20 protein-coding genes are annotated in these 23,059 nt (G+C 62.0%); 13 read left to right on the top strand and 7 right to left on the bottom strand.

Annotation, left to right across the window (positions count from 1 at the left end; all coding sequences use genetic code 11):
* Positions 1–80: 80 nt before the first annotated feature.
* On the bottom strand, positions 81–2,816 hold the full coding sequence (gene secA, locus HU715_RS18800; RefSeq protein ID WP_186706369.1) for a preprotein translocase subunit SecA: 2,736 nt from the start codon (positions 2,814–2,816) through the stop codon (positions 81–83).
* 307 nt (positions 2,817–3,123) lie between these two features.
* On the opposite strand from secA, the gene HU715_RS18795 reads away from it, so the two are divergent.
* Positions 3,124–3,579, top strand: coding sequence for a DUF721 domain-containing protein (locus tag HU715_RS18795; protein ID WP_186706370.1), 456 nt, complete (start codon positions 3,124–3,126; stop codon positions 3,577–3,579).
* Between the two features lie 272 nt (positions 3,580–3,851).
* Here the strand turns inward: HU715_RS18795 and HU715_RS18790 are convergent, their stop codons facing one another.
* A complete protein-coding gene (locus HU715_RS18790; RefSeq protein ID WP_186706371.1) occupies positions 3,852–5,339 on the bottom strand; it encodes a helicase HerA-like domain-containing protein in 1,488 nt (495 codons plus the stop codon).
* A gap of 313 nt (positions 5,340–5,652) precedes the next feature.
* Here HU715_RS18790 and gpgS point away from each other — a divergent pair, with 313 nt between their 5' ends.
* From gpgS to gpgF, 3 genes are read left to right on the top strand one after another with little or no spacing between them, the layout of a single operon-like run.
* The gene (gene gpgS, locus HU715_RS18785) at positions 5,653–6,774 is read left to right on the top strand and encodes an N-acetylglucosaminyl phosphatidylglycerol synthase (RefSeq protein ID WP_186706373.1); all 1,122 of its coding nucleotides are present in this window, start codon (positions 5,653–5,655) and stop codon (positions 6,772–6,774) included.
* A gap of 16 nt (positions 6,775–6,790) precedes the next feature.
* Positions 6,791–7,558 (top strand): N-acetylglucosaminyl phosphatidylglycerol deacetylase, encoded by a 768-nt coding sequence (gene gpgD / locus HU715_RS18780; protein WP_186706374.1) that lies wholly within the window; start codon positions 6,791–6,793, stop codon positions 7,556–7,558.
* Positions 7,555–8,550 (top strand): glucosaminyl phosphatidylglycerol flippase, encoded by a 996-nt coding sequence (gene gpgF, locus HU715_RS18775; protein ID WP_186706376.1) that lies wholly within the window; start codon positions 7,555–7,557, stop codon positions 8,548–8,550. The genes gpgD and gpgF overlap by 4 nt, the downstream gene beginning before the upstream one ends.
* A gap of 4 nt (positions 8,551–8,554) precedes the next feature.
* Here the strand turns inward: gpgF and HU715_RS18770 are convergent, their stop codons facing one another.
* Both HU715_RS18770 and purU read right to left on the bottom strand, forming a co-directional pair.
* Complete coding sequence (locus HU715_RS18770; RefSeq protein ID WP_186706377.1) at positions 8,555–8,728, bottom strand: hypothetical protein; 174 nt, start codon at positions 8,726–8,728, stop codon at positions 8,555–8,557.
* 233 nt (positions 8,729–8,961) lie between these two features.
* Positions 8,962–9,810: a formyltetrahydrofolate deformylase gene (gene purU / locus HU715_RS18765; protein WP_003178545.1), complete on the bottom strand. Its 849-nt coding sequence runs from the start codon at positions 9,808–9,810 to the stop codon at positions 8,962–8,964.
* Positions 9,811–10,116: 306 nt separating this feature from the next.
* Between purU and mvaT the strand changes: the two genes are divergently transcribed.
* The gene (mvaT, locus tag HU715_RS18760) at positions 10,117–10,494 is read left to right on the top strand and encodes a histone-like nucleoid-structuring protein MvaT (protein WP_003205091.1); all 378 of its coding nucleotides are present in this window, start codon (positions 10,117–10,119) and stop codon (positions 10,492–10,494) included.
* An 82-nt stretch (positions 10,495–10,576) separates the two neighbouring features.
* Here the strand turns inward: mvaT and sbcB are convergent, their stop codons facing one another.
* Complete coding sequence (gene sbcB / locus HU715_RS18755) at positions 10,577–12,013, bottom strand: exodeoxyribonuclease I (protein ID WP_186706378.1); 1,437 nt, start codon at positions 12,011–12,013, stop codon at positions 10,577–10,579.
* Between the two features lie 370 nt (positions 12,014–12,383).
* Between sbcB and HU715_RS18750 the strand changes: the two genes are divergently transcribed.
* The 8 genes from HU715_RS18750 to HU715_RS18715 all read left to right on the top strand — a co-directional run bounded on the left by HU715_RS18750 (position 12,384) and on the right by HU715_RS18715 (position 21,620).
* The gene (locus HU715_RS18750) at positions 12,384–13,109 is read left to right on the top strand and encodes an RDD family protein (RefSeq protein WP_186706379.1); all 726 of its coding nucleotides are present in this window, start codon (positions 12,384–12,386) and stop codon (positions 13,107–13,109) included.
* A complete protein-coding gene (locus tag HU715_RS18745) occupies positions 13,106–14,080 on the top strand; it encodes a stage II sporulation protein M (protein ID WP_186706381.1) in 975 nt (324 codons plus the stop codon). The genes HU715_RS18750 and HU715_RS18745 overlap by 4 nt, the downstream gene beginning before the upstream one ends.
* Positions 14,067–15,617 (top strand): DUF4129 domain-containing protein, encoded by a 1,551-nt coding sequence (locus HU715_RS18740; protein WP_186706382.1) that lies wholly within the window; start codon positions 14,067–14,069, stop codon positions 15,615–15,617. Before HU715_RS18745 ends, HU715_RS18740 begins: the two co-directional genes overlap by 14 nt.
* On the top strand, positions 15,614–16,777 hold the full coding sequence (locus HU715_RS18735; protein ID WP_186706383.1) for a DUF4350 domain-containing protein: 1,164 nt from the start codon (positions 15,614–15,616) through the stop codon (positions 16,775–16,777). The genes HU715_RS18740 and HU715_RS18735 overlap by 4 nt, the downstream gene beginning before the upstream one ends.
* A 161-nt stretch (positions 16,778–16,938) precedes the next feature.
* On the top strand, positions 16,939–18,126 hold the full coding sequence (locus HU715_RS18730) for a Fic family protein (RefSeq protein ID WP_186706384.1): 1,188 nt from the start codon (positions 16,939–16,941) through the stop codon (positions 18,124–18,126).
* A gap of 83 nt (positions 18,127–18,209) precedes the next feature.
* Complete coding sequence (locus HU715_RS18725) at positions 18,210–19,217, top strand: AAA family ATPase (RefSeq protein ID WP_186706385.1); 1,008 nt, start codon at positions 18,210–18,212, stop codon at positions 19,215–19,217.
* A gap of 271 nt (positions 19,218–19,488) precedes the next feature.
* Positions 19,489–20,820: a DUF58 domain-containing protein gene (locus tag HU715_RS18720; protein WP_186706386.1), complete on the top strand. Its 1,332-nt coding sequence runs from the start codon at positions 19,489–19,491 to the stop codon at positions 20,818–20,820.
* Between the two features lie 452 nt (positions 20,821–21,272).
* Positions 21,273–21,620 carry a DUF6124 family protein gene (locus HU715_RS18715; protein ID WP_186706387.1) on the top strand — a complete coding sequence of 116 codons (348 nt, stop codon included), beginning with the start codon at positions 21,273–21,275 and terminating at the stop codon, positions 21,618–21,620.
* Between the two features lie 182 nt (positions 21,621–21,802).
* On the opposite strand, the gene HU715_RS18710 is transcribed toward HU715_RS18715, so the two are convergent.
* Positions 21,803–22,162 carry a PilZ domain-containing protein gene (locus HU715_RS18710; RefSeq protein WP_186706388.1) on the bottom strand — a complete coding sequence of 120 codons (360 nt, stop codon included), beginning with the start codon at positions 22,160–22,162 and terminating at the stop codon, positions 21,803–21,805.
* 285 nt (positions 22,163–22,447) lie between these two features.
* Positions 22,448–22,819 carry a tetratricopeptide repeat protein gene (locus tag HU715_RS18705; protein ID WP_186706389.1) on the bottom strand — a complete coding sequence of 124 codons (372 nt, stop codon included), beginning with the start codon at positions 22,817–22,819 and terminating at the stop codon, positions 22,448–22,450.
* Positions 22,820–23,059 lie beyond the last annotated feature (240 nt).

Raw genomic sequence — 23,059 nt, 5'->3', positions numbered from 1 at the left:
TCAAGACGACTGATCAAATGGCAAAACGCCGCGACAAGAGACTCTTGTCGCGGCGCGGGTCGTTCAGCGTTGAAACGGGATTATTGGATCTGCCCGTGGCAATGCTTGTATTTCTTGCCCGAACCGCAGTAGCACAGTTCGTTACGGCCCAGCTTCTGCTCGTTGCGCACCGGTGCGGTCGCCAGGGCGACATCCACATCGACGCCCTCTTCGGCGACCACTTCCAGGCCAGGGGCTTCGGCGTGTTCGAACTGCATCCGCGCGGCCAAGGCTTCGGCTTCCTGGCGCAGGCGAGCTTCTTCTTCGGCCGGATCTTCGCGGCGAACCTGAACGTGGGACAGCACACGGATCGAGTCGCGCTTGATCGAATCGAGCAACTCGGAGAACAGCGTGTAGGACTCGCGCTTGTACTCCTGCTTCGGGTTCTTCTGGGCGTAACCACGCAAATGGATACCGTGGCGCAGATGGTCCATGGTCGACAGGTGGTCTTTCCACAAGTCGTCCAGCACCCGCAGCACGATCTGCTTCTCGAAGGAACGCAGGGCCTCGGCCCCCGCCTGGTCTTCCTTCTCGTTATAGGCGGCGATCAGTTCGGCCAGCAGTTTTTCGCGCAGGGTTTCTTCGTACAGGTGATCGTCTTCGTCGAGCCATTGCTGGATCGGCAAGGCCACGCCGAAATCGCTCTGCAAGGCGGCTTCCAGGCCAGCGACGTCCCACTGTTCCGGCAGCGATTGCGGCGGGATGTGGGCGCTGACGGTGGCGTTGAGCACGTCCTGGCGGAAATCGGCGATGGTTTCGCCAATGTTGTCGGCGGCCAACAAACTGTTACGCATGTGATAGATCACTTTACGCTGTTCGTTGTTGACGTCGTCGAACTCGAGCAATTGCTTGCGGATATCGAAGTTGCGGCCTTCGACCTTGCGCTGGGCCTTTTCGATGGCGTTGGTCACCATGCGGTGCTCGATCGCCTCGCCTGGCTGCATGCCCAGGGCCTTCATGAAGTTCTTCACCCGGTCAGAGGCGAAGATGCGCATCAGGCTGTCTTCCAGGGACAGGTAGAAACGGCTGGAACCGGCGTCGCCCTGGCGACCGGCACGGCCACGCAGCTGGTTGTCGATGCGACGGGATTCGTGACGCTCGGACGCGATCACCTGCAAACCGCCGGACTCGAGCACCTGCTGGTGACGCTTCTGCCAGTCGGCCTTGATCTGCGCGATCTGCTCAGGCGTCGGGTTTTCCAGGCTGGCGACTTCCACTTCCCAGTTGCCGCCCAGCAGGATGTCGGTACCACGACCGGCCATGTTGGTGGCGATGGTCAGCGCACCCGGGCGACCAGCCTGGGCGATGATCTCGGCTTCCTTCTCGTGGAACTTGGCGTTGAGGACCTTGTGCTCGATGCCTTCCTTGTTGAGCAAGGCGGACATGTGCTCGGAGGTCTCGATGGTGGCGGTACCCACCAGGATCGGACGGCCCTGGGCCATGCCTTCCTTGATGTCGTTGATGATCGCCGCGTACTTCTCTTCGGCGGTCAGGAACACCAGGTCGTTGTAGTCTTTACGAGCCAGCGGCTTGTTCGGCGGAATCACCACCACTTGCAGGCCATAGATCTGGTGGAATTCGAACGCTTCGGTGTCCGCGGTACCGGTCATGCCGGACAGCTTGTTGTACAGGCGGAAGTAGTTCTGGAAGGTGGTCGAGGCCAGGGTCTGGCTCTCGGCCTGGATGTTCAGGCCTTCCTTGGCTTCGATGGCCTGGTGCAGGCCCTCGGACAGGCGACGGCCCGGCATGGTACGGCCGGTGTGCTCGTCCACCAGCACGACCTGGCCGTCCTGCACGATGTATTCGACGTTGCGATGGAACAGCTTGTGGGCACGCAGGCCGGCATAGACGTGGGTCAGCAGGCCCAGGTTATGGGCCGAGTACAAGCTCTCGCCCTCAGCCAGCAAGCCGACGCGGGTGAGCATTTCCTCGATGAACTGGTGACCGGCCTCGTTGAGTTCGACCTGGCGGGTCTTCTCGTCAACGGTGTAGTGCCCGGCCTGGGTCACTTCGCCTTCGACTTCCTCGACGTGCAGCTTGAGCTGCGGGATCAGTTTGTTGATCTCGATGTACAGCTTGGAGCTGTCCTCGGCCTGACCGGAAATGATCAGCGGGGTACGGGCTTCGTCGATGAGGATGGAGTCGACTTCGTCGATCACGGCAAAGTTGAGTTCACGCTGGAATTTCTCTTCCATGCTGAACGCCATGTTGTCGCGCAGGTAGTCGAACCCGAATTCGTTGTTGGTGCCGTAGGTGATGTCGGCGGCATAGGCGGCGCGCTTCTCTTCCGGCGGCTGGAACGGCGTGACGACGCCGACGGTCAGGCCGAGGAATTCGTAGAGCGGGCGCATCCAGTTGGCGTCGCGGCGGGCCAGGTAGTCGTTGACCGTCACCACGTGCACGCCCTTGCCGGACAATGCATTGAGGTACACACCCAGGGTCGCCACGAGGGTCTTGCCCTCACCGGTACGCATTTCAGCGATCTTGCCTTCGTGCAAGGTCATGCCGCCGATCAACTGAACGTCGAAGTGGCGCATGCCCATGACCCGCTTGCCGGCTTCACGGGCGACCGCAAAGGCTTCGGGCAGGAGCTGGTCAAGGGTTTCCCCTTTGGCGATGCGGTCCTTGAATTCGGCAGTCTTGGCGCGTAACTGATCGTCCGAAAGGGCCACCATTTGCTCTTCGAAGGCATTGACAGTCTGTACCGTCTTGAGCATGCGCTTGACTTCACGCTCGTTCTTGCTTCCAAAAAGTTTCTTTAACAAAGGCGCAAACATATCGGCAGGATCTTCCACACTAAAGGGATGGAGGGCGGCCCCATGAGTCGCCCGTGCAGCCCTCATGGCCGCATGCGAACGAGCATTCTACCCGGAAACGATGGAGAGGAAAGTGGCGTTATTCCACGATGCTGGCACAGCGCTGTGACGGGGCCACACTAAAATAAGGGCTTTTGCGCGAACTTCAACCCGCAAGGTGCAGAAGTTACTCATTGATTGTGCAGCTAAAAGCCGCTGGGCGAGAGGGTCGAGGCGCATCCGGCGCTTTCTGCTACCATGGCGCCTCTGTCATTTGCGGTATTCATTCATGGCCTTTCGCCCTCTTCCAGCCAAGGCACCCGCCGTTCTGCTGCGCGAAGCCAAGCCGTTGAAAGCCATCTTCGGCCACGCCCGGCGCCTGGGCCACCTGCAGCGCCTGCTGGACAGCCAGTTGCAACCGGCCGCGCGCGAACATTGCCACGTAGCGTCGTGGCGCGAAGGCAGCTTGTTGCTGATTGTCACCGACGGCCACTGGGCCACGCGCCTGCGCTACCAGCAAAAACGCTTGCTGCGCCAACTCCAGGCGTTCGAAGAATTCGCCAACCTGACGCGGATCCTGTTCAAGGTCCAACCGCCTACTGTCCAGGTCGGCGCCAAGGGGCATACGCTGGACTTGTCCACCGACGCCGCCGCGACCATCCAGGCCACGGCGGACGGCATCAGCGATCCCAACCTGCGGGCGGCGCTGGAACGGTTGGCGGCCCATGCCAGGCCCAAGGGTTGAGATTTTCGGCGGTTGTTAGATAGCTATCGCGAGCAGGCTCGCTCCCACAGGGGATCTGCGGCGGACACCTATTTCGTGTAAGACGCCGATCCCTTGTGGGAGCGAGCCTGCTCGCGATAGCGGCAGGTCAGTCAGCCTATTTTTCGCCTGCCAGATCGCCTTCGCGAGCAAGCCCGCTCCCACAGGGGATCTTCAGCGGACGCACATTTTGCGTACGACATCGATCCACTGTGGGAGCGAGCCTGCTCGCGATGGCCGCGACTCGGTCCTGACTACCGGCGCTTGCTGCCCCCCAGCAACGACCCCATCAACCCACGCACCAACTGCCGGCCCAATTGATTGGCCGCCTGGCGCATCGCCGATTTAAGTGCCTGGCCAGCCGCCGTGCCGAGGAACTCGCCGGCTTGTTCGGTGAAGCTGGGCGCTTCAGCCGCCGGCTTGCTCGGTACCGCTTCGGCCTGGGGTTCCAGCCCCTTGCGCCCCATCAGCACCTCATAGGCCGACTCGCGATCAATCGGCTTGTCGTAGCGCCCTTGCAACGCTGAACTGGCGATCAGCCCGGCGCGCTCGGCCTCGCTCAATGGCCCGATCCGCGATTGCGGCGGCGCCACCAGCACGCGCTGGACCATTTCCGGCGTGCCTTTTTCCTGCAAGGTGCCCACCAGGGCTTCACCGATGCCCAGTTCGGTCAACACCGCCAAGGCATCGAACTGCGGGTTGGGCCGGAAACCGTCGGCCACCGCCCGCAGGGATTTCTGTTCCTTGGCCGTGAAGGCTCGCAACCCGTGCTGGATGCGCAACCCCAATTGCGCCAGCACGTCGTCCGGCAAGTCTCCGGGCGACTGGGTCACAAAATACACCCCTACGCCCTTGGAGCGGATCAGCCGCACCACTTGCTCCAGGCGCTCCTGCAAAGCCTTGGGCGTACCGGCAAAAAGCAAGTGCGCCTCGTCGAAGAACAGCGCCAGCAGCGGCTTGTCCGCATCGCCGCGCTCGGGCAATTGCTCGAACAGCTCGGCCAGCAGCCACAGCAGGAACGTCGCGTAGACCTTTGGCGCTTCGTGGACCAGGCGGCTGGCATCGAGCAAGTGGATGCGGCCGCGGCCATCGCTGGCCGGTTGCAGGATGTCTTCGAGCTGCAAGGCCGGCTCGCCGAACAACGCGTCCGCGCCCTGCTGCTCCAAGGTGGACAAGCGCCGCAGCAGCGCCTGGCTGGAGCCGGTGGTCATCAGCGCCGCGTCGTCCCCCAGCAACTCGGGATTGTCCTTGAGGTGATTGAGCAGCGCCTTCAGGTCCTTGAGGTCCAGCAGCAACAGGCCCTCGCGATCGGCGACCTTGAACGCGGCATAGAGCGCCGATTGCTGGCTGTCCGTCAGTTCCAACAGGCTGCCGATCAACAACGGGCCCATTTCACTCAAGGTGGTGCGCAGCGGATGACCGGACTGGCCGTGGATATCCCACAAGGTCACCGGATAAGCCTGGGGTTTGTGATCGAGCCAGGGCATGCCCGCGATACGCTCGGCGATCTTGCCCTGGAGGTTGCCCGCCGCGCCGAGGCCGCACAGGTCGCCCTTGATGTCCGCCGCGAACACCGCCACGCCGGCATCGCTGAACATTTCCGCGAGGCGCTGCAAGGTGACGGTCTTGCCGGTACCGGTGGCGCCCGCCACCAGGCCATGGCGGTTCGCCAGGCGCATGGCCTGGCCGATGGGCTGGCCGCTGAGGTCGGCGCCGATAACGAGTTGCGATGAGTCAGGCATGTGGTCACCCGTGGTGTTTGCGATATGACGCCATTTTGCACGCTTATATAAAAGCATGCCTGGGGCATTAAGGCCCTGGCGCTGGAAATAAAAACCACATTTGACCGCACTCATGTGGCGAGGGAGCTTGCTCCCGCTGGGCTGCGCAGCGGCCCCAAAATCTTGGGAGCGCTTCGCACTGGAGCGCCAGCCCGGTCCAGCGGGAGCAAGCTCCCTCGCCACATATTCATTTGCATGACGGCTACGTCACCACAACCCCAACCGAACATCTATTCTTACTAAAGGTCAACACAGGAGAACACAGACCGGAGGGATGTTCATCGTGCATATCGCGGACATAACCATGTTCTACGCCCCTGCCAGCGGAGGCGTGCGCACTTACCTGGATGCCAAGCACCGGCGCCTGGGCGATCGGCCCGGTATTCGTCACAGCCTGTTGATTCCCGGCGCGCATTTGAGCGAGCACGACGGAATCTACAAGGTTCCGGCCCCTGCGCTGCCGTTCGGCAAGGGCTATCGTTTTCCCCTTCGCCTGGCGCCCTGGCGCAATGTCCTGCGCGATCTGCAGCCGGACCTGATCGAGGTTGGCGATCCGTACCTCACCGCCTGGGCCGCATTGGATGCCCGTCGTCAGCTCGACGTGCCCGTCATCGGCTTCTATCACTCCGACCTGCCACTGTTGGTGAGCAACCGCATGGGCAACTGGTTCACGCCCAACATCGAAGCCTACGTCAGCAAGTTATATGGCAATTTCGACCGGGTCCTGGCGCCAAGCCAGGTCATGGCCGACAAACTGACCGGGCTGGGGGTCAAGAACGTCTTCGTGCAACCCTTGGGCGTCGACCTGCAAACCTTCACCCCCGCCGCCCGCGACCCGGAACTGCGGGCCGAGCTGGGCATTGCCGAAGATACGCGCCTGCTGATTTTCGCCGGTCGCGGCTCCAAGGAAAAAAACCTGCCTGTGCTGCTCAAGTGCATGAAACGCCTGGGCGAGCGCTATCACCTGTTGTTGGTGGGCTCGTCGATGCCCGCCGTGGTGCCGGACAACGTCACGGTGGTCGATGAATTCTGCCCGGCGCCGCAAGTCGCCCGGCTCATGGCCAGCGCCGATGCCCTGTTGCACGCCGGCGACCAGGAGACTTTCGGCCTGGTGATCCTCGAAGCCATGGCCAGCGGTATTCCCGTGGTGGCGGTGGCGGCCGGGGCCTTCACCGAAATCGTCAAAGAGGACTGCGGGTTGCTGTGCACGCCCAACAACCCGCAGGCCATGGCCAATGCCGTGCGGCAACTGTTTGCCGAAGGCTGCCAGCGCCGTGGCACACTGGCGCGCCGGCATGTGGAACGGCATTACGCCTGGGATACCGTGGTCAACAGTTTGCTGGGGCATTACCACGCCGTGCTCGGCGAACAGCTGCCGCTGCTGGCCAATGGTTGAGGCGAGGTCCGTGTCGATGAGTTCCTCGCCCAGTGTTCTATTGGTGCTGCACGACGTGGCACCGCAAACCTGGCCCGATTACCAGCCCTTCGTCGAGGCCGTCGATGCCCTCGGCCAGGTGCCGATGACCTGGCTGGTGGTGCCGAACTTTCACCGCAACAATGCCTTGGAGGCTCACCCCGGCTTTCGGCGCCTGCTCGACAGCCGGGTGGAGCGCGGCGATGAGCTGGTATTGCATGGCTACTACCATTGCGACGATGGCCCCGCTGCCCGTCACCCCAAGGACTGGTTCATGCGCCGGGTCTATACCCACGAAGGGGAGTTCTACAACCTGTCCGAGCAAGCCGCCCTCGCCCGCCTGCGCGCCGGGATCGACACCTTTGAGCGTTACCACTGGCCGCTGGAGGGTTTCGTGGCCCCGGCCTGGCTGATGAGCGAAGGCACGCGCCGGGCGTTGCGCCAGTTGCCGCTGAGCTACACCAGCGATACCCAACACCTCTATCGCCTGCCCGACTTCACCGCCATCGACGCGCCGGGCCTGGTCTGGAGTGCCCGCAGCGCCTGGCGCCGTGGCCTGTCGAAAGTCATCAGCGACCAGCGTGAACAGCGCTGGCGCCAGGCCCCGGTGATTCGCCTTGGCTTGCACCCGGTGGACATGCGCCACGGATTTTCCCGCGACTATTGGCTGCGCACCCTCGAACGCTTGCTCAATGACGGTCGCGTGCCGATGACCAAGGTCGGCTGGCTGGCGACCCAGGGGCTACTGGCCCGTAGCGCCGCATGAAACGGCTGATCTGGCTGGGTGCCGCGCTGCTCACGGCGCTATTGGTGCCGCTGCTGGTCGGCGGCGGGGAAATGTGGTCGCGGGTGCAGCGTTTTCCCTTGTCGCTGCTGCTGGCCATGCTCGGCATGATCGTGCTGTGCTGGGGCTTGAACTCCGTACGCTTGCGCCTGTTGCTGGGTGAATACCGTGGACGCATCGGCCGGTGGAAAAGCATGGGCGTGGTGATGTCCACCGAGTTCGCCATGTGCGCGACGCCCGGCGGCAGCGGCGGCCCGCTGACGCTGATGGCCCTGCTGGCGCGTAACGGCGTGCGCCCGGCCCATGGCAGCGCGGTGTTCGCCATGGATCAGTTGAGCGACTTGCTGTTCTTCCTCTGCGCCTTGGTGGGCATTCTGTTCTACGCGCTGTTCCAGAACCTCAGCCAGCGCCTGGAATGGATGCTGGCGTTGAGCGCGATTTCATTGTTTGGCGGGCTGTTCGGCTGCGTCCTGGTGGCCCGTTATCACCGTCGATTGATCCTGCTGGGCGCCCGCGTGCTGCGGCACTTGCGGGTAAAGACCGCCACCCGCCGACGCTGGGGCCGCAAGATCCTGAACTTCCTCGCGGCGTTCACCGACACCTTGAAATTGCCGCGACGGACCCTGTTCCAGGTCTTCGGCCTGACCTGCCTGCATTGGGCGCTGCGCTACAGCGTGTTGTACCTGGCCTTGAAGGGACTGGGGGCGGACTTGCAGTGGGCCTGGAGTTTCCTGATCCAGATGCTGTCCTTGAGCGCGGGACAGTTCAGCCTGCTGCCGGGTGGTGCCGGGGCGGCCGAACTGACCTCGGCGGCGCTGCTGGCGCCCATGGTGGGCAAGTCCACCGCGGCGGCGGCGATCCTGATCTGGCGGGCGGTGACCTATTACTTCTACCTGGTGGCCGGCGGGCCGGTGTTTTTCCTGATGGTCGGGCGGCCGTTGATCAAGAAGCTGATCAGGCTCAGGCAAGCCTGACCGGTCACGGCTTTTGTTCGGCCTCGTCCTGGGGATGCAGTTGCTCCCACAATTGCGCGGCGTCGGGAAACTCGGTGCCGTCCTCCGGGCTCAATGCGTCAGGATCGTAGCGGCTGAGGCAGCCTTCGCCCAGGGTGGTTGGGGCCTTGGAGGTGGCTTTGTCCAATGGATCGGTCATGGCGCAGCGTTGCTCCTTGAGCGGTATGAATCACTGTGGCGAGGGAGCTTGCTCCCGCTCGGCTGCGCAGCAGTCGTAAAGCCTGCCTACTCTTTTCCCCGGTGCACGGTGTTGAATGGTTTTGGGTCTGCTTCGCAGCCCAGCGGGAGCAAGCTCCCTCGCCACGGGGCATCGTTGTTCTTTAGTCAATAAAAAGGCCTGGCGATCACTCGTCCAGGCCCTTCGAAGTGTAGTCAGAAGACCACGGTCTTGTTGCCGTGCACCAGCACCCGGTCTTCCAAGTGATAACGCAGGCCACGGGCCAACACCATTTTCTCGACGTCACGGCCGAAACGCACCATGTCTTCGATGCTGTCGCTGTGGCTGACGCGCACCACGTCCTGCTCGATGATCGGGCCGGCGTCCAGCTCTTCGGTCACGTAGTGGCAGGTGGCGCCAATCAGCTTCACACCACGCATCGAGGCCTGGTGGTACGGCTTGGCACCGACGAACGACGGCAGGAAACTGTGGTGGATGTTGATGACTTTATGGGCGTACTCGCTGCACAACGCCGGCGGCAGGATTTGCATGTAGCGGGCCAGCACCACTACTTCGGCGTCGTGCTGCTTGACCAACCGCGAGACTTCGGCGAATGCCGGCTGCTTGTCTTGCGGGTTGACCGGCACGTGGTAGTACGGGATGCCGTGCCACTCCACCATGCTGCGCAAGTCATCATGGTTGGAGATCACACAGGCGATGTCGCAATCGAGCTCATCGCTGTGCCAGCGGTGCAACAGGTCAGCCAGGCAGTGAGACTCACGACTGGCCATCAGCACCACGCGCTTTTTCTGCGCGGTGTCGGTGATGCGCCAGTCCATCGAGAACTCTTCGGCAATGGGTGCGAACGCTTCACGGAAGGCTTCGATACCGAAGGGCAGCGAGTCGGCACGGATCTCGTGACGCATGAAAAACCAACCGCTTTGATTGTCCGAGTGATGGCTCGCTTCGGTGATCCAGCCGTTATGGGACGCCAGAAAGTTACTGACTTTAGCAACGATGCCGACGCGGTCCGGGCAAGCAATCACCAGACGAAAAGTGCGCATTAGGGAAACTCCAGAACTTCGCAAAGGCGGCCATTCTAGCCATTGCGCGACAAAACTGCAGTATCGATGACACGCCGGAGCCTGGGCGACCGCCCCAGGCCATGGCCGGCGAGGCCTGGCAAGGCAGGCTATATGTGTGAATAGATGTGAAGACACTGTCACGGTATTTAACTGCAACAGGCATTTTTGTGGCGCAGCACTAATTAATTAAATAAAACACCGGTTAAATGTTTACTTGATGAAACTGTCTGATTACTATTGCCGCACTGTCTCCTTGTCACCCGCGTCCTACATAAGGTAGTCCACATGTCCTTGATCAATGAATACCGCGCCACAGAAGAAGCCATCAAAGAACTGCAAGCTCGCCTGAAAAATCTGTCGCAAGACGACAAACTGCAAACCGAGCTGGAATTCGAAGGCAAACTGCGCACGCTGATGGGCGAATACTCCAAGTCGCTGCGTGACATCATTGCCCTGCTGGATCCAGAAGCCAAGTCGAGCAAAGCGCCACGTGGCGCCGTCAAAACTACTGGCACCAAGCGCGCTCGCAAAGTTAAGCAATACAAGAACCCGCACAACGGCGAAGTCATCGAAACCAAAGGTGGCAACCACAAGACGCTGAAAGAGTGGAAAGCCAAGTGGGGCGGTGACGTGGTAGAAGGCTGGGCAACCCTGCTGGGCTAAGCCTCACCGCGTCGCATGCTTCTTTGCGAACAAAAAACGCCAGCGATTGCTGGCGTTTTTTTATGCCTGTCATCTTTTCAATTCATTGCGACTCAAGGCTTAAACGTTTGCGCAATTGCTGGCTGTAGCCTTGCCATTCCATGAGTACTTCTCGCTGCATGGGTGTCGACAGGCCCAGCCACTCTCCCATCGCCTCGTCAAAACTTTGCAAGGTATTAGGCGCTCCCCATTCCGGGGCGGACAGACGTTGTTGACAGAAAAGTCTCCAACGCCCCTGCTCTTCGGGATCCAAGGTGTCTGGAAAGTTGCGTGCGCGATATCGGAACAATAGTTCCGGCAGACGCTCATCATCGAAAGGCCAGCGCTCTTGAGCCAACTGCGCCGGGTCCGCCATGCGCACTTGTTCACATAAACGCCGATCGCGGTCGCCCAAGAAGCCTGCGTATAACTGTTGCTCGGGATCCTCGCTGGCGGTGAAATCTTCGCGGCCATAAATAGCCTGAAGTTTATCTTGCCAAACTTTCTGTCCGTCAGTTAGTCGCAATGCCCGCTGTTGGTAACCCTCCATGTCCAGCGCCAGCCGTTGCTGGTCCTCGACGCGCAGCACCGACAGCGGCGCGACCACCGGGCATTTGTTGATATGGATAAGCTTGAGCGGCACTGGCAGCTCACCTTCGAGCAACTCTTCACGGCGGGTATACAACCGTTGGCGCAGGCTGTCGGCGTCGTGGTCCAACAAGCCCTGGGGGTCCAAATGCAGGTCGCAGACAATCAGGGCGTTGCGGTTTTTCGGATGCCAGGCCAGGGGCAGGACCACGCCGATGTAGTTGCGCGCCGCCGAAAAGCGACCGGAAATATGCACCATCGGCTGCAACAGGCGAATCTGGTCCATCACCTTCTGTTTGCTGCGCAGCTGGAACAGCCAGTCGTAGAGCCGGGGCTGCTGCTGGCGGATCAGGCGAGCCAGGGCGATGGTCGCACGCACGTCCGACAACGCATCGTGGGCCTGGCCATGATCGATGCCGTTGGCGGCGGTCAGGCGTTCGAGCTTGAGGCTGACGCGACCGTCTTCCTGCGGCCAGACAATGCCTTGTGGGCGCAGCGCATAGGCCGCGCGCACCAGGTCAATCAAATCCCAGCGACTGTTACCGCCCTGCCATTCCCGCGCGTACGGGTCGAAGAAGTTTCGATAGAGGCTGTAGCGGGTCATTTCATCGTCGAAGCGCAGGGTGTTGTAGCCGGCGCCACAGGTACCGGGCGCGGCCAGTTGGTCGTGGACACGGGTCATGAAATCGGCTTCGCTCAAGCCTTTTTCCGCCAGGCATGACGGGGTGATGCCGGTAATGGCACAGGCCGCCGGATGCGGCAGGATGTCATCGCTGGGCCGGCAATACAGGTTCACCGGTTCGTCGATTTCATTGAGCTCGAAGTCGGTACGGATACCCGCCACCTGCAAGGGCCGGTCGCAACGCGGGTTGATGCCGGTGGTTTCGTAGTCGTACCAGAAGATGGAAGTCACGGGCTGTTCCTGAACTGAAGACTGGCGAAGTCTAGGCGCTCGAACCCGCCTGCGACCAGCAGTGCTGTAACTTTTAAAGACTAATACCAGGGATAGTGGATCTGTGTGGGAGCGGGCTTGCTCGCGAAGACGGCGATACATTCAACATCAATGCAAGCTGGCACACCGCTTTCGCGAGCAAGCCCGCTCCCACAGTTGGTCTGCGGTGCCTGCGAGTGCAATCCCGGCATGGAGGTACAGACCGTGTTCGCCCTCCCAATCCTGTTGCAAACCATGAAATGACCCACACAGTTCTATCGTTTGCCCGCGCGAAGACTGCTAGCATCGGGGCCGAGATTGAACATTCGGTCTGGCCCATCACAGGTTGCCCATGCTCGAGACACCAGCACTGCAAAGGAACGCGACGCTGCCCGCGCCCCTGGACACGCGTTATCAGGTTGAAACGCCGGAAGGTATCGACCTGCCGCTGCGCCCGGCGGGGTTGATGCCGCGTGCAATCGCCTTCGCCATCGACCTGGGCATACGCGGGCTGGTCCTGGGTTTTTTCTTCCTGGTCCTGGCATTTTTCGGTGAGCTGGGGCTCGGCCTGGGTTCCATCCTGCTGTTTGTCATCAGTTGGTGGTACATGGTGCTGTTCGAGGTGCTCAACCAGGGGCGCTCTCCCGGCAAGCAGATCATGGGGCTGCGCGTGGTGCAGGACGATGGCCGGCCCATCGGCTGGTCGGCGTCGTTGATCCGCAACCTGCTGCGTTTCGTCGACATGCTGCCCTTCGGCTACACCTTCGGGGCCATTTGCTGCCTGCAGCATCCGGCGTTCAAGCGCCTGGGCGATCTCGCGGCCGGCACGCTGGTGGTGTATCGCGAACAACCGGTCAAACGCCCCGCATTGCCCATGGCCCCGCCGATACGCACGCCTTTCACCCTGAACTTGCATGAACAACGCGCCGTGCTGGGCTTCGCCGAACGCCAGGCAGAACTGTCCCGGGCGCGGGTCAACGAACTGGCGGCGATCCTGGCCGCGCCACTGAACGTCCAAGGGCCGAACGCCACCGCCGAGCTCAATGGCATCGCCCGTGGCTTGTTGGGGCCGACATGAAGCAAAGCCTGTTCGAAAGCCGCCACCAAGGCGAATGGGAGCACCTGTCCCGACAACTCGATCAACTGGAGCGCAGCCGCAACGTACCCCAGAGCGGTGATTTCCCCGCCGCCTATCGACGGCTCTGCCATCACCTGGCACTGGCCCAGGCCCGGGGCTACAGCAGCTTGCTGGTCGACACCCTGCAACAACTGGCGCTACGCGGTCATCAGCAACTCTACCGGGATCGCAGCCGCCCCTCGGCCAGCCTCTCGGCCTTCATCCTGGTCGGTTTCCCTCGCCTGGTGCGTGAACAATGGCGCTTTGTGCTGGCCGCCAGCCTGATGTTCCTCGGCAGCCTGGTGGGCATCGGGCTGCTGGTCTATCTGTTTCCGGAACTGGTCTACAGCGTGCTGGGCGCCGACGAAATCAGCCAGATCCGCAGCATGTATGACCCCGCCTCCGGGCACCTGGGGCGCTCGGTCGAACGGGCCGCCAGCGAAGACTGGGTCATGTTCGGCTACTACATCATGCACAACATCGGCATTGCCTTTCAGACGTTCGCCAGTGGCTTGATGTTTGGGCTCGGGAGCGCGTTCTTCCTGCTTTTCAATGGCCTGACCATCGGCGCGGTGGCCGGGCACCTGACCCAGATCGGCTCGGGGGGAACGTTCTGGTCGTTCGTGATCGGCCACGGCGCCTTCGAACTCACCGCCATCGCCCTGGCCGGCGCCGCGGGCCTGCAATTGGGCTGGGCCTTGATCGCGCCGGGACGCCTGACCCGGGGCGAGGCCTTGCGACTCGCGGCGGGCAAAAGCGTGCTGATGATCGGTGGCGTGATGCTGTTCCTGCTCATCGCCGCGTTCATCGAGGCCTACTGGTCCTCCAGCGCCGTGACGCCCGCCACCAAATACACGGTGGGCGCGTTGTTGTGGCTGTTGGTGATCAGCTATCTGTCGTTTGCCGGACGGGTCCGCCATGCGCCTGAGTGATGCCACCGTCGTCATCCGCCCACGCACCACCTGGGAAGCCATGGACCTTGGCATATTGATGAGCCAGCAGCATCGACGCCTGCTGATGACCAGTTGGGCGATCATCACGTTGCCGGTGTACCTGTTGCTGACCCTGCTGCTGTGGGATTCACCGTCCCTGGTGGTGATGCTGTTCTGGTGGCTGAAGCCGGCCTTTGACCGTTTGCCCTTGTACATTCTGTCCAAGGCGTTGTTTGGCGAAACCCCGACCTTGAGGCAGGCCTTGCGCCAATGGCCAGCGCTGCTCAAACCCCAGTTGCTGGCCAGCCTGACCTGGCGCCGGCTGAGCCTGAGCCGCAGTTTCCTGCTGCCGGTGGTGCAACTCGAAGGGCTCGCCGGTGAAGCGCGGGAGCAACGCATACGGGTATTGCTGCAACGTAATCGCGGCGCTTCGCAATGGTTGACCATCATCGGCATGCACCTGGAAACCGCCCTGTGGTTCGGCCTGATGGCGCTGTTCTACCTGTTCGTGCCGCAACAAGTCGAACTGCAATGGGATTGGGAGACGCTGGTGTCCGCAGCCGAACACGACTGGTTGTGGTTCGAGCACCTGGTCAACTTCCTGTATCCGCTGCTGCTGATCTTGTGGGAACCGGTGTACGTCGCCTGCGGCTTCAGCCTCTACCTGAACCGGCGCACGATCCTCGAAGCGTGGGACATCGAACTGGTGTTCCGGCGCCTGCGCCAGCGGCTGAGCGGCGTAGCCCCGGTGTTGTTGCTCCTGGCCCTGGTGATGCTGCCATTGGCGCCCCCGGCGTTTGCCGCTGAGGACACCAACGGCCCCGACAGCCCGCGGCTGCTCAACCAGCCCCTCACCAGCGAAGCCTCCCGGGACGGCATCGAGGCGATCCTCGACGCTCCGCCCTTCAAGAACTCCGAGACCGTCACCCGTTATCGTTTCGGCGAAGACACCGCTGAACCCGCCGAGGAGACCGAAGAGACCGAGGCCAAACCGAGCTGGCTCAAGGCCCTGTTCAAATGGCTCGGCGGCCAACGCTTCGACATTGCCGCCTCGCTGATCCAGATCGCGCTGTGGGCCTGCTTGATAGGCGCGATCGTCTGGCTGGCCTGGCACTATCGGGAGCGGCTCAAGGCCCTGGTCAATCGCCGACCGACGCCACGCCTGCCCGTGGAACGAGCGGCGCCGGCACGCATGTTCGGCCTGGATATCCGGGAAGAAAGCCTGCCGGCCGACATCGCCGCCAGCGTCGAACAACTGTGGGCCACGCAACCCCGTGAAGCCCTGGGCCTGCTGTACCGGGCACTGCTCAGCCGGTTGCATCATGATTTCAAGATCCCCTTGAAACCGTCCGACACCGAAGGCCAGGTGCTGCAACGCGTCGAACAGCTCAAGCAGGACGAGCTGCTGGGCTTCAGCAAAGCCCTGACGCTGCATTGGCAAAACATTGCCTACGGGCATCGCCCACCGCCGACCCACCTGCAACAGGAACTGTGTGACGGCTGGCGCGGGCTGTTCGGTCCGGGAGCGTCTCGATGAGCCGGCACGCGGGGTGGCTGATCGGCGCCGTGCTGGCCGCCGTGGTGTGCGCATTCGGCTTCTATCTCTACGCCAAAGCCGTGCCCTATGAAGAGGTCGTCGAGCACGGCCCTTCTCCCGAAGCCCAGGCCAACCCTTACCTGGCCGCCGAGCATTTCCTGCGCCAGCGGGGCATCAACGTCGAACACGCCAACAGCCTGGATGTATTGCCCACCCTGGAGCCTCGCCAGCACAGCCTGCTGTTGCTGGGCGAGCGCACCCACATGACGCCCCGGGAAGTCGACCGGTTGATGAACTGGACCCGGGCCGGCGGGCGCTTGCTCTTCGTGGCCGAAGCCTTGTGGGACGACAGCGCCGGCAGCAGCGGCGACCTGCTGCTCGACCGCGTGCGCCTGCGCCAATTCCTGAGCAAGGACCTCAAGGAACCCGCGCCCGAACTGATCAAGGACCGCTTCCCCGAACTGACCAAGCTCTACCTGGAAGACGAAGAGGCGCCGGCCTATATCAGCTTCGACACCGACTTTCACCTCGAAGACCCGCATAACCTGGCCCAGGGCTGGGCCAACAGCGCGTCGTCGACCCACATGATGCAATTGACCCTCGGCCTGGGCTCGATCACCGTGCTCACCGATGCCGAGCTGTGGAAGAACGATGCGATCGACCAGTACGACAACGCCTGGCTGCTCTGGTATTTGAGCGCCGACACGGACGTCACGCTGCTGTTCAATACCGACCACGACGACCTGCTGACCCTGTTGCTGCGCTATTTCCCCCAAGCGCTGGTGGCACTGCTGGCCCTGGTTGCCCTGTGGTTCTGGCATTCGGCGGTGCGCCATGGCCCGCTGCAACCCCCCGCCTCCAAGGCGCGGCGCCAGTTGGAAGAACACGTGCAGGCCAGCGCCGGTTTCCACCTGCGCCACAACGGCCAGCAGCACCTGTTGCACACCTTGCAGCAAGACGTGCTGCGCCGGGCACGCCACCTTCACCCAGGTTTCGAACAACTGGCCGTCGCCGAACAATGGCAGGTCCTCGCCCGCCTGACCCGGCAACCGACGCGGGCCATCAGCCAGGCCTTGAGCCCACGGCCGAAACAGCGGATGTCCGGCGCCGAGTTCTGCCGTCAGGTCGCCCATTTGCAAACCCTTAGGAATGCCTTATAGATTCTTTCCGCAGAAAAATCCGCAAAAACAGCGGAAACAATCTATCGTACGGTATCGTCAAACCCAGTATTTACTGGCTTTATCGACCATTTTATTTTCCGCATAAATTTCCGCAGGAACTGCCCAACCAATAGCCGTTTATGTTCGCTGGAAGCAAAACGATGATCACCTCGAAAACGTACCTTGATCCCGTACTGCCAGAAAGTCTGCCCGACTCGATCATTCAGGCTGCGGATCAATTGCCACGCAAGGCAACCTTTCTGGCCGGACGTCTGGCCGATGAGACATCCAGGCAACTGGCGGGCCTGTTGCGCATCACCAACACCTACTACTCGAACCTGATCGAAGGGCATCGCACCGAGATTGCCGACCTGCAGGTTGCTCGCACGACACCAAAACGGGAACGAAAGGAACTCAAAGAGCTGGCCGTGCAGCACATGACGCAGCAGGAGGTGATGGAGCGGCTATTTCGCATGCGGCCAGCGGAGAATTTCTCCGCCCTGTTCGATCCCAAGTTGATCGCGGCCATCCATCGTCGACTGTTCAAGGACGCGTCCAAGCAGGAACTGACCCTGGGCGATGGGCGCCTGATGGAACCCGGCAGGCTGCGGGCCGAAGAGAATGAACAGGTCCAGGTCGGCGCGCATGTCGCTCCAGCGGCGGCTGTTGTATTGCCCATGCTTGAGCATCTGCAGCTGCACTACGGACGAATCAGGGATCCGCGGCGCCAATTGGTCGCGGCCCTGGCAGGCCATCACCGGGTGGCGCTTGTTCACCCCTTCCTGGACGGCAATGGTCGAGTGATTCGGATGCTCACCCACCTACAACTGGTTCACCTTGGGCTGAAACCTTTTCTCTGGTCACTGTCTCGCGGCCTGGCTCGCAGGCAAGATGAGTACTATCGCTTCCTGGCCCTGGCTGATCGCCCGCGTGAGGGTGACTATGACGGGCGTGGCCAACTTTCACAGCGTCACTACTTCAACTTCATCGAATTCATGCTCGATGTCTGCCGCGACCAGATTGAGTACATGACCACCTCGCTAAACCCGGCCAAGCTGCGCGAGCAGGTTGTTCATGTGTTCTCGACGGATCCCGAGCTTCGCCGTGCCGGCATCCGGCCAACCAGTGCAGCCGCTGTGCTGGCGCTTCTCACTCAAGGTGCGATGCCGCGTGCGGAGTTCAAGGTGTTCACAGGCTTGAAGGATCGGCTGGCAACGGAAGAACTGGGCCGCTTGATCGAAGCGGGGATCGTGGTCAGCAGTACCCCCCGGTCCCGCACGGTGGAAGCGGGTCTGCCCGCACGCTTCGCCGGATTGATCTTTCCGAACCTGCATTTTCAAATGGGCTAAGGTGTGCAGCGACTCAGTTGTCAGCGCCCGGCACTGCACCATATCGCGAGTCATAGGATTTAACCGTTAGGAGAACGCCAGAATTGACGACTGAACAGAACGAACCTACCGACGGCCAGGCCCACGCCGTCCAACAGCGCCAGCGCGCCAGTCAGTTGGCCCAGGCTATCCGCACCGAGCTGCGCAAGGCGGTGGTGGGTCAGGCCAGTGTGATCGACGATGTGCTCACGGCATTGATCGCCGGTGGCCACGTATTGCTCGAAGGCGTTCCCGGGCTGGGCAAGACCTTGCTGGTGCGGGCCCTGGCTCGCTGTTTCAACGGCGAGTTCGCGCGCATCCAGTTCACCCCCGACCTGATGCCCAGCGACGTCACCGGGCATGCGGTGTACGACTTGCAGACCGAGCAGTTCAAGCTGCGCAAGGGCCCGGTGTTCACCCATCTGCTGCTGGCCGACGAGATCAACCGTGCGCCAGCCAAGACCCAGGCCGCGCTGCTCGAAGCCATGCAGGAGCGTCAGGTCACCCTCGAGGGCCGCGCCCTGCCTATCGCCCAGCCGTTCATGGTCCTCGCCACCCAGAACCCCATCGAACAGGAAGGCACCTACCCGCTGCCGGAAGCCGAGCTCGACCGCTTCATGCTCAAGGTGCGCATGGATTACCCGGATGCCGAACAGGAGCTGGACATGGTCCGCCAGGTCAGCCGTTCGACCCGCGCCGACATGCTCGACGTGCAACCGCTGCGCATGGTGTTGCAGGCCAAGGACGTGCAAGCGTTGCAACGCATCGCCAGCGACCTGCCGATGGACGACCAGGTGCTCGACTACGCCGTGCGCCTGGCCCGCACCACCCGCAGCTGGCCGGGCTTGACCCTCGGCGCCGGGCCTCGCGCGTCGATTGCCCTGGTGCGTTGCGCCCGGGCCCGGGCGTTGTTGCGCGGCGGCGACTTCGTCGTGCCGGACGACATCAAGGGCTGCGCCCTGGCCGTACTGCGCCATCGCGTGCGGCTGGCGCCGGAACTGGACATCGAAGGGCTGTCGGTGGACCAGGTGCTGGGGCAACTGCTCGATCAAGTGCCGGCGCCGCGGTTGTGATGAGGGCGTCTGTGCCAAGCGTGCTTTTTGTGCCAGGAAAATTCTTTGTGGCAGGCATGCTTTTTGTGCCAGGAAAATTCTTTGTGGCAGGCATGCTTTTTGTGGCGAGGGAGCTTGCTCCCGCTGGGCTGCGAAGCAGCCCCCAAGTTCTATCTGACACACCGCCAGGGGACGCTGCGCGTCCAGCGGGAGCAAGCTCCCTCGCCACAGGAAACCTCACTGCAGTAAATTTCTTTGCCAAGGCCAACATCCCCTGCAAGGGCATGCACCGATGAAACCCTCACGCCTGCTGCTGACCTGGCTCGCCGTGCTGCTGGCCGTGAGCATCGTGCTCGGCGCCCTGCGAGCGCTGGGCATCGCGGTGCCATCGACGCTGCTGTCGATCAACTGGGGGTTGCTGCTGGCCTTGCTGGCCCTGGCGCTGCTCGACGCGGTGCGCGTCCGACGCCTGCCCTCGCCGCGGGTGCAACGGCAAATGCCCGGGAGCCTGGCCCTGGGCCGCTGGGGTGATGTCCGCCTGGAAGTCAGCCACGACTTTGCCCAGCCGCTGCACGTGCAGCTTTTCGATCATGTTCCCGATGGTCTGGACTTCGAAAACCTGCCGCAGTCGGTCGAACTGCAACCCGGCCAGCGCAGCCAGGTCGGCTACCGCCTGCGCCCGCTCAAGCGCGGTCACTTTACCTTCGTCCAGTGCGAAACCAACCTGCCGAGCCCGCTGGGCTTGTGGACCGATAAGCGCCTGCTGGACGCCGTCGACCACACCCGCGTCTACCCGGATTTCGCCAGGCTCTACGACGGCCAGTTGCTGGCGGTGGACAATTGGCTCAGCCAGCTCGGCATTCGCCAGCGGCAACGCCGCGGCCAGGGGCAGGAATTCCATCAACTGCGCGAATTCCGCGAGGGCGACAGCCTGCGCCAGATCGATTGGAAAGCCACCGCCCGCCATCGCACGCCGATCGCCCGGGAATACGAAGACGAGCGCGACCAGCAGATCATCTTCATGCTCGATTGTGGCCGACGCATGCGCAGCCAGGACGGCGAGCTGGCGCATTTCGACCACGCCCTCAACGCCTGCCTGCTGCTCAGCTACACCGCCCTGCGCCAGGGCGATGCCGTGGGCCTGAGCACCTTCGCCAGCGAGCAAAGCCGCTACCTCGCCCCGGTCAAAGGCACCGGCCAACTCAACGTCCTGCTCAACACCGTGTACGACCTCGACAGCAGCCAACGCCCCGCCGACTACCAGGCCGCCGTCACCGAACTGCTGGCCCGGCAAAAACGCCGGGCCCTGGTGGTGCTGGTGACCAACCTGCGGGATGAAGACGATGCGCAATTGCTCGCCGCCGTGAAACGGCTGGGGCAACAGCATCGGGTGCTGGTGGCCAGCCTGCGCGAAGACGCCCTCGACCGGTTGCGCCAGGCACCGGTGCAAACCTTGCCCGAGGCCTTGGCCTATTGCGGGACGGTGGACTATTTGAATGCGCGGGCCGAGCTGCACAAGCAGCTCGCCGCCCACGGCGTGCCAACCCTGGATTCGCGCCCCAGCGAATTGGGCGCGGCCCTGGTGACCCAATACCTGGCCTGGAAAAAAGCCGGAACCGCCTGAAGCTGATCACTTAAGAAAGCGATGAACCCGTGGCGAGGGAGCTTGCTCCCGCTGGGCTGCGTAGCAGCCCCTTTTGGGGGGCGCATCGCACTGAAACAGCAGCCCGGTCACAATGGTCCTACAGCGAGACAGCAAAAGTCCGATTAACTACAGCGCCTTGCGCAACGGACTACAGATCCGCCAGAATCCGCCGGCTTGTGCACCTTGGCCTTGCCCCGTAACTTGATTCGCGTCGCTGATAACCAGCGATCGGGTTTAGTCGCCCGGCGATGAAGTGATGTGCACTAGTGTCATCCAGTCGGGTTCCCCTATCCCCGCACTTGATGGTGGCTGTGCGCAGGGCGCCCTCGGGCGCGCCGGTTTCACTTCTCACCGGTCGACTAACCTGCGTCCAGCCGCCACCCCTCGTTTAGTCGCGAGCCGGATGGCAGCACCACCAACGAGAAGTGAATATGATCAAGCCGACTCCAAATCCACCCCACGAAACCCCCGACCCCGAAAAGCTCGACGAAGCCGCCCAAAGAGCCCTCGACTACTACCTCAAGCCCAACCACGGCCAACCCGACAAAAAACCTTACAAACAACCGGACTACTTCATCGTCGCCCCCGACGCCGACCCCGAAGGCATGCTCGCCCACACCTACGAAACCTTCTGTTCGGTAAGCACGCTGATCCTGGATCTATCGGAAGACCTCGAAGGCGCCCCACGCAACCTGGCGTTGGCGATTCACCAAATGGGCGAGATGGGGGTGTTGTTGCTGGAGAAGATGCTGGATAACGAGGCGAGGGTTCAGCGCTGAGGGCCGAATGCCTGTAGACGCAGGCGGATGAAGGTCCTGTGGGAGCGGGCTTGCTCGCGAAGGCGGCGGCACATTCAGCATTGCTGCAAGCTGATCCACCGCTTTCGCGAGCAAGCCCGCTCCCACAATTAAGTGAGGTACACCCGCAGGAACCAGGCCTTGCGGCTAGGACCCAAGCGGCATCAAGCCGACGCCGGCAACGGATAAAAACAGAAATACTGCCGCAACGCGCTCACCAGTTGCCCATAGTCCGGTGGCGCCCACAGCAAGCTGAAACCGGCATCGAAATGCTGCGGCGTCACGTCTTCGTGACACCACAGGCACCTGGCTTTCAACTGGATGTTCTCCTGTGGCCCTTCGTCGGCGGGGATTTTCAGGTGCAGGTCAAAATCCGCACCGACCATCAACGGCAGCTGGCTGATCAGCATCAGCCCATTTTCAGAAACGTTGCCCAAAAAACCGATGGGCCTGTCGTTGATACCGTTGAACACTTTGAGGAAATACGGCAACTGATGCCGTTCGATTCGGCGTTCCTTGTACATGTCTTGTATCGCTTTCTTAGCGGCCACATACAGGGCCAACCGATCACTTCGGAACGAACCCAAGCGAGCCCGCTCTCCCCAATCCCGGTGCCAGACGCTATCAACCGCCTTGAGCTTACTTCTGCCGGTCTCAGGTGCTTCTATAAAGTAGAGATCTAGCTCTAACTACGACTTGTACAAATATAGCCCAAGGTTAGAAGGCAACCAGTCCCATGTATTAATTTTCATAAACACGACGGGCAGAGGACGGATGGCCAGGATTACTCCTGGCCACGGGAGGGAGGGTCAAGAAGCAGGACGAATCGCCGAGGCGCTGCGGGTCGGGTAGTGGCCCAGGCTCTGCAGGGTTTCGAGCCGGGCGCGAGCGCGGAACGCGTATTCGCTGCTAGGGTATTGGGTGATGATGAACTGGTAGGTCTGCGCTGCATCGATGAACAGCTTCTGCCGCTCCAGGCATTGGCCGCGCAGCATCGAGACTTCCGGCTGCATATAGCGGCGGGCGCGGCTGGCGCGGTCGACCTTGGACAGCTCAAGCATGACCTGCTCGCAATTGCCACGGTCATAAGCCTTGTAGGCCAGGTTCATGTGGTGGTTCATCGACCAACGGGTGCAGCCCGTGACGCTCAGGGCCAGGGCAACAAAAAGCACGAATCGCATGGGAGGTTCTCCTGTCTTGAGCTCTGTATCGACCTGGCGGGGAAAATCTTCAGCTGAAAACACTCCGATGGTGAACACCTGTGTGGCGAGGGAGCTTGCTCCCGCTCGGTTGCGTAGCGACCGTAAAATCTTGGGGCTGTTGCACAGCCCAGCGGGAGCAAGCTCCCTCGCCACAAGAGCAGTGTTCGGCTTTAGTAGTTAAAGGCGCAAAAATTTTCAGGAATGTTCATTTCGAAAAAC

The sequence above is a fragment of the Pseudomonas zanjanensis genome (genome assembly GCF_014268745.2).
GTDB lineage: Bacteria > Pseudomonadota > Gammaproteobacteria > Pseudomonadales > Pseudomonadaceae > Aquipseudomonas > Aquipseudomonas zanjanensis.
Note: the sequence above shows the minus strand (reverse complement) of the source record. Positions and strands in the feature narration are given on the sequence as shown.

What these genes read in the sequence shown, in the direction of transcription:
- secA (WP_186706369.1), bottom strand. Translation starts at nt 2,816, where the DNA reads ATGTTTGCGCCTTTGTTAAAGAAACTTTTTGGAAGCAAGAACGAGCGT.
- HU715_RS18795 (WP_186706370.1), top strand. Translation starts at nt 3,124, where the DNA reads ATGGCCTTTCGCCCTCTTCCAGCCAAGGCACCCGCCGTTCTGCTGCGC.
- HU715_RS18790 (WP_186706371.1), bottom strand. Translation starts at nt 5,339, where the DNA reads ATGCCTGACTCATCGCAACTCGTTATCGGCGCCGACCTCAGCGGCCAG.
- gpgS (WP_186706373.1), top strand. Translation starts at nt 5,653, where the DNA reads ATGTTCATCGTGCATATCGCGGACATAACCATGTTCTACGCCCCTGCC.
- gpgD (WP_186706374.1), top strand. Translation starts at nt 6,791, where the DNA reads ATGAGTTCCTCGCCCAGTGTTCTATTGGTGCTGCACGACGTGGCACCG.
- gpgF (WP_186706376.1), top strand. Translation starts at nt 7,555, where the DNA reads ATGAAACGGCTGATCTGGCTGGGTGCCGCGCTGCTCACGGCGCTATTG.
- HU715_RS18770 (WP_186706377.1), bottom strand. Translation starts at nt 8,728, where the DNA reads ATGACCGATCCATTGGACAAAGCCACCTCCAAGGCCCCAACCACCCTG.
- purU (WP_003178545.1), bottom strand. Translation starts at nt 9,810, where the DNA reads ATGCGCACTTTTCGTCTGGTGATTGCTTGCCCGGACCGCGTCGGCATC.
- mvaT (WP_003205091.1), top strand. Translation starts at nt 10,117, where the DNA reads ATGTCCTTGATCAATGAATACCGCGCCACAGAAGAAGCCATCAAAGAA.
- HU715_RS18750 (WP_186706379.1), top strand. Translation starts at nt 12,384, where the DNA reads ATGCTCGAGACACCAGCACTGCAAAGGAACGCGACGCTGCCCGCGCCC.
- HU715_RS18745 (WP_186706381.1), top strand. Translation starts at nt 13,106, where the DNA reads ATGAAGCAAAGCCTGTTCGAAAGCCGCCACCAAGGCGAATGGGAGCAC.
- HU715_RS18740 (WP_186706382.1), top strand. Translation starts at nt 14,067, where the DNA reads ATGCGCCTGAGTGATGCCACCGTCGTCATCCGCCCACGCACCACCTGG.
- HU715_RS18735 (WP_186706383.1), top strand. Translation starts at nt 15,614, where the DNA reads ATGAGCCGGCACGCGGGGTGGCTGATCGGCGCCGTGCTGGCCGCCGTG.
- HU715_RS18730 (WP_186706384.1), top strand. Translation starts at nt 16,939, where the DNA reads ATGATCACCTCGAAAACGTACCTTGATCCCGTACTGCCAGAAAGTCTG.
- HU715_RS18720 (WP_186706386.1), top strand. Translation starts at nt 19,489, where the DNA reads ATGAAACCCTCACGCCTGCTGCTGACCTGGCTCGCCGTGCTGCTGGCC.
- HU715_RS18715 (WP_186706387.1), top strand. Translation starts at nt 21,273, where the DNA reads ATGATCAAGCCGACTCCAAATCCACCCCACGAAACCCCCGACCCCGAA.
- HU715_RS18710 (WP_186706388.1), bottom strand. Translation starts at nt 22,162, where the DNA reads ATGTACAAGGAACGCCGAATCGAACGGCATCAGTTGCCGTATTTCCTC.
- HU715_RS18705 (WP_186706389.1), bottom strand. Translation starts at nt 22,819, where the DNA reads ATGCGATTCGTGCTTTTTGTTGCCCTGGCCCTGAGCGTCACGGGCTGC.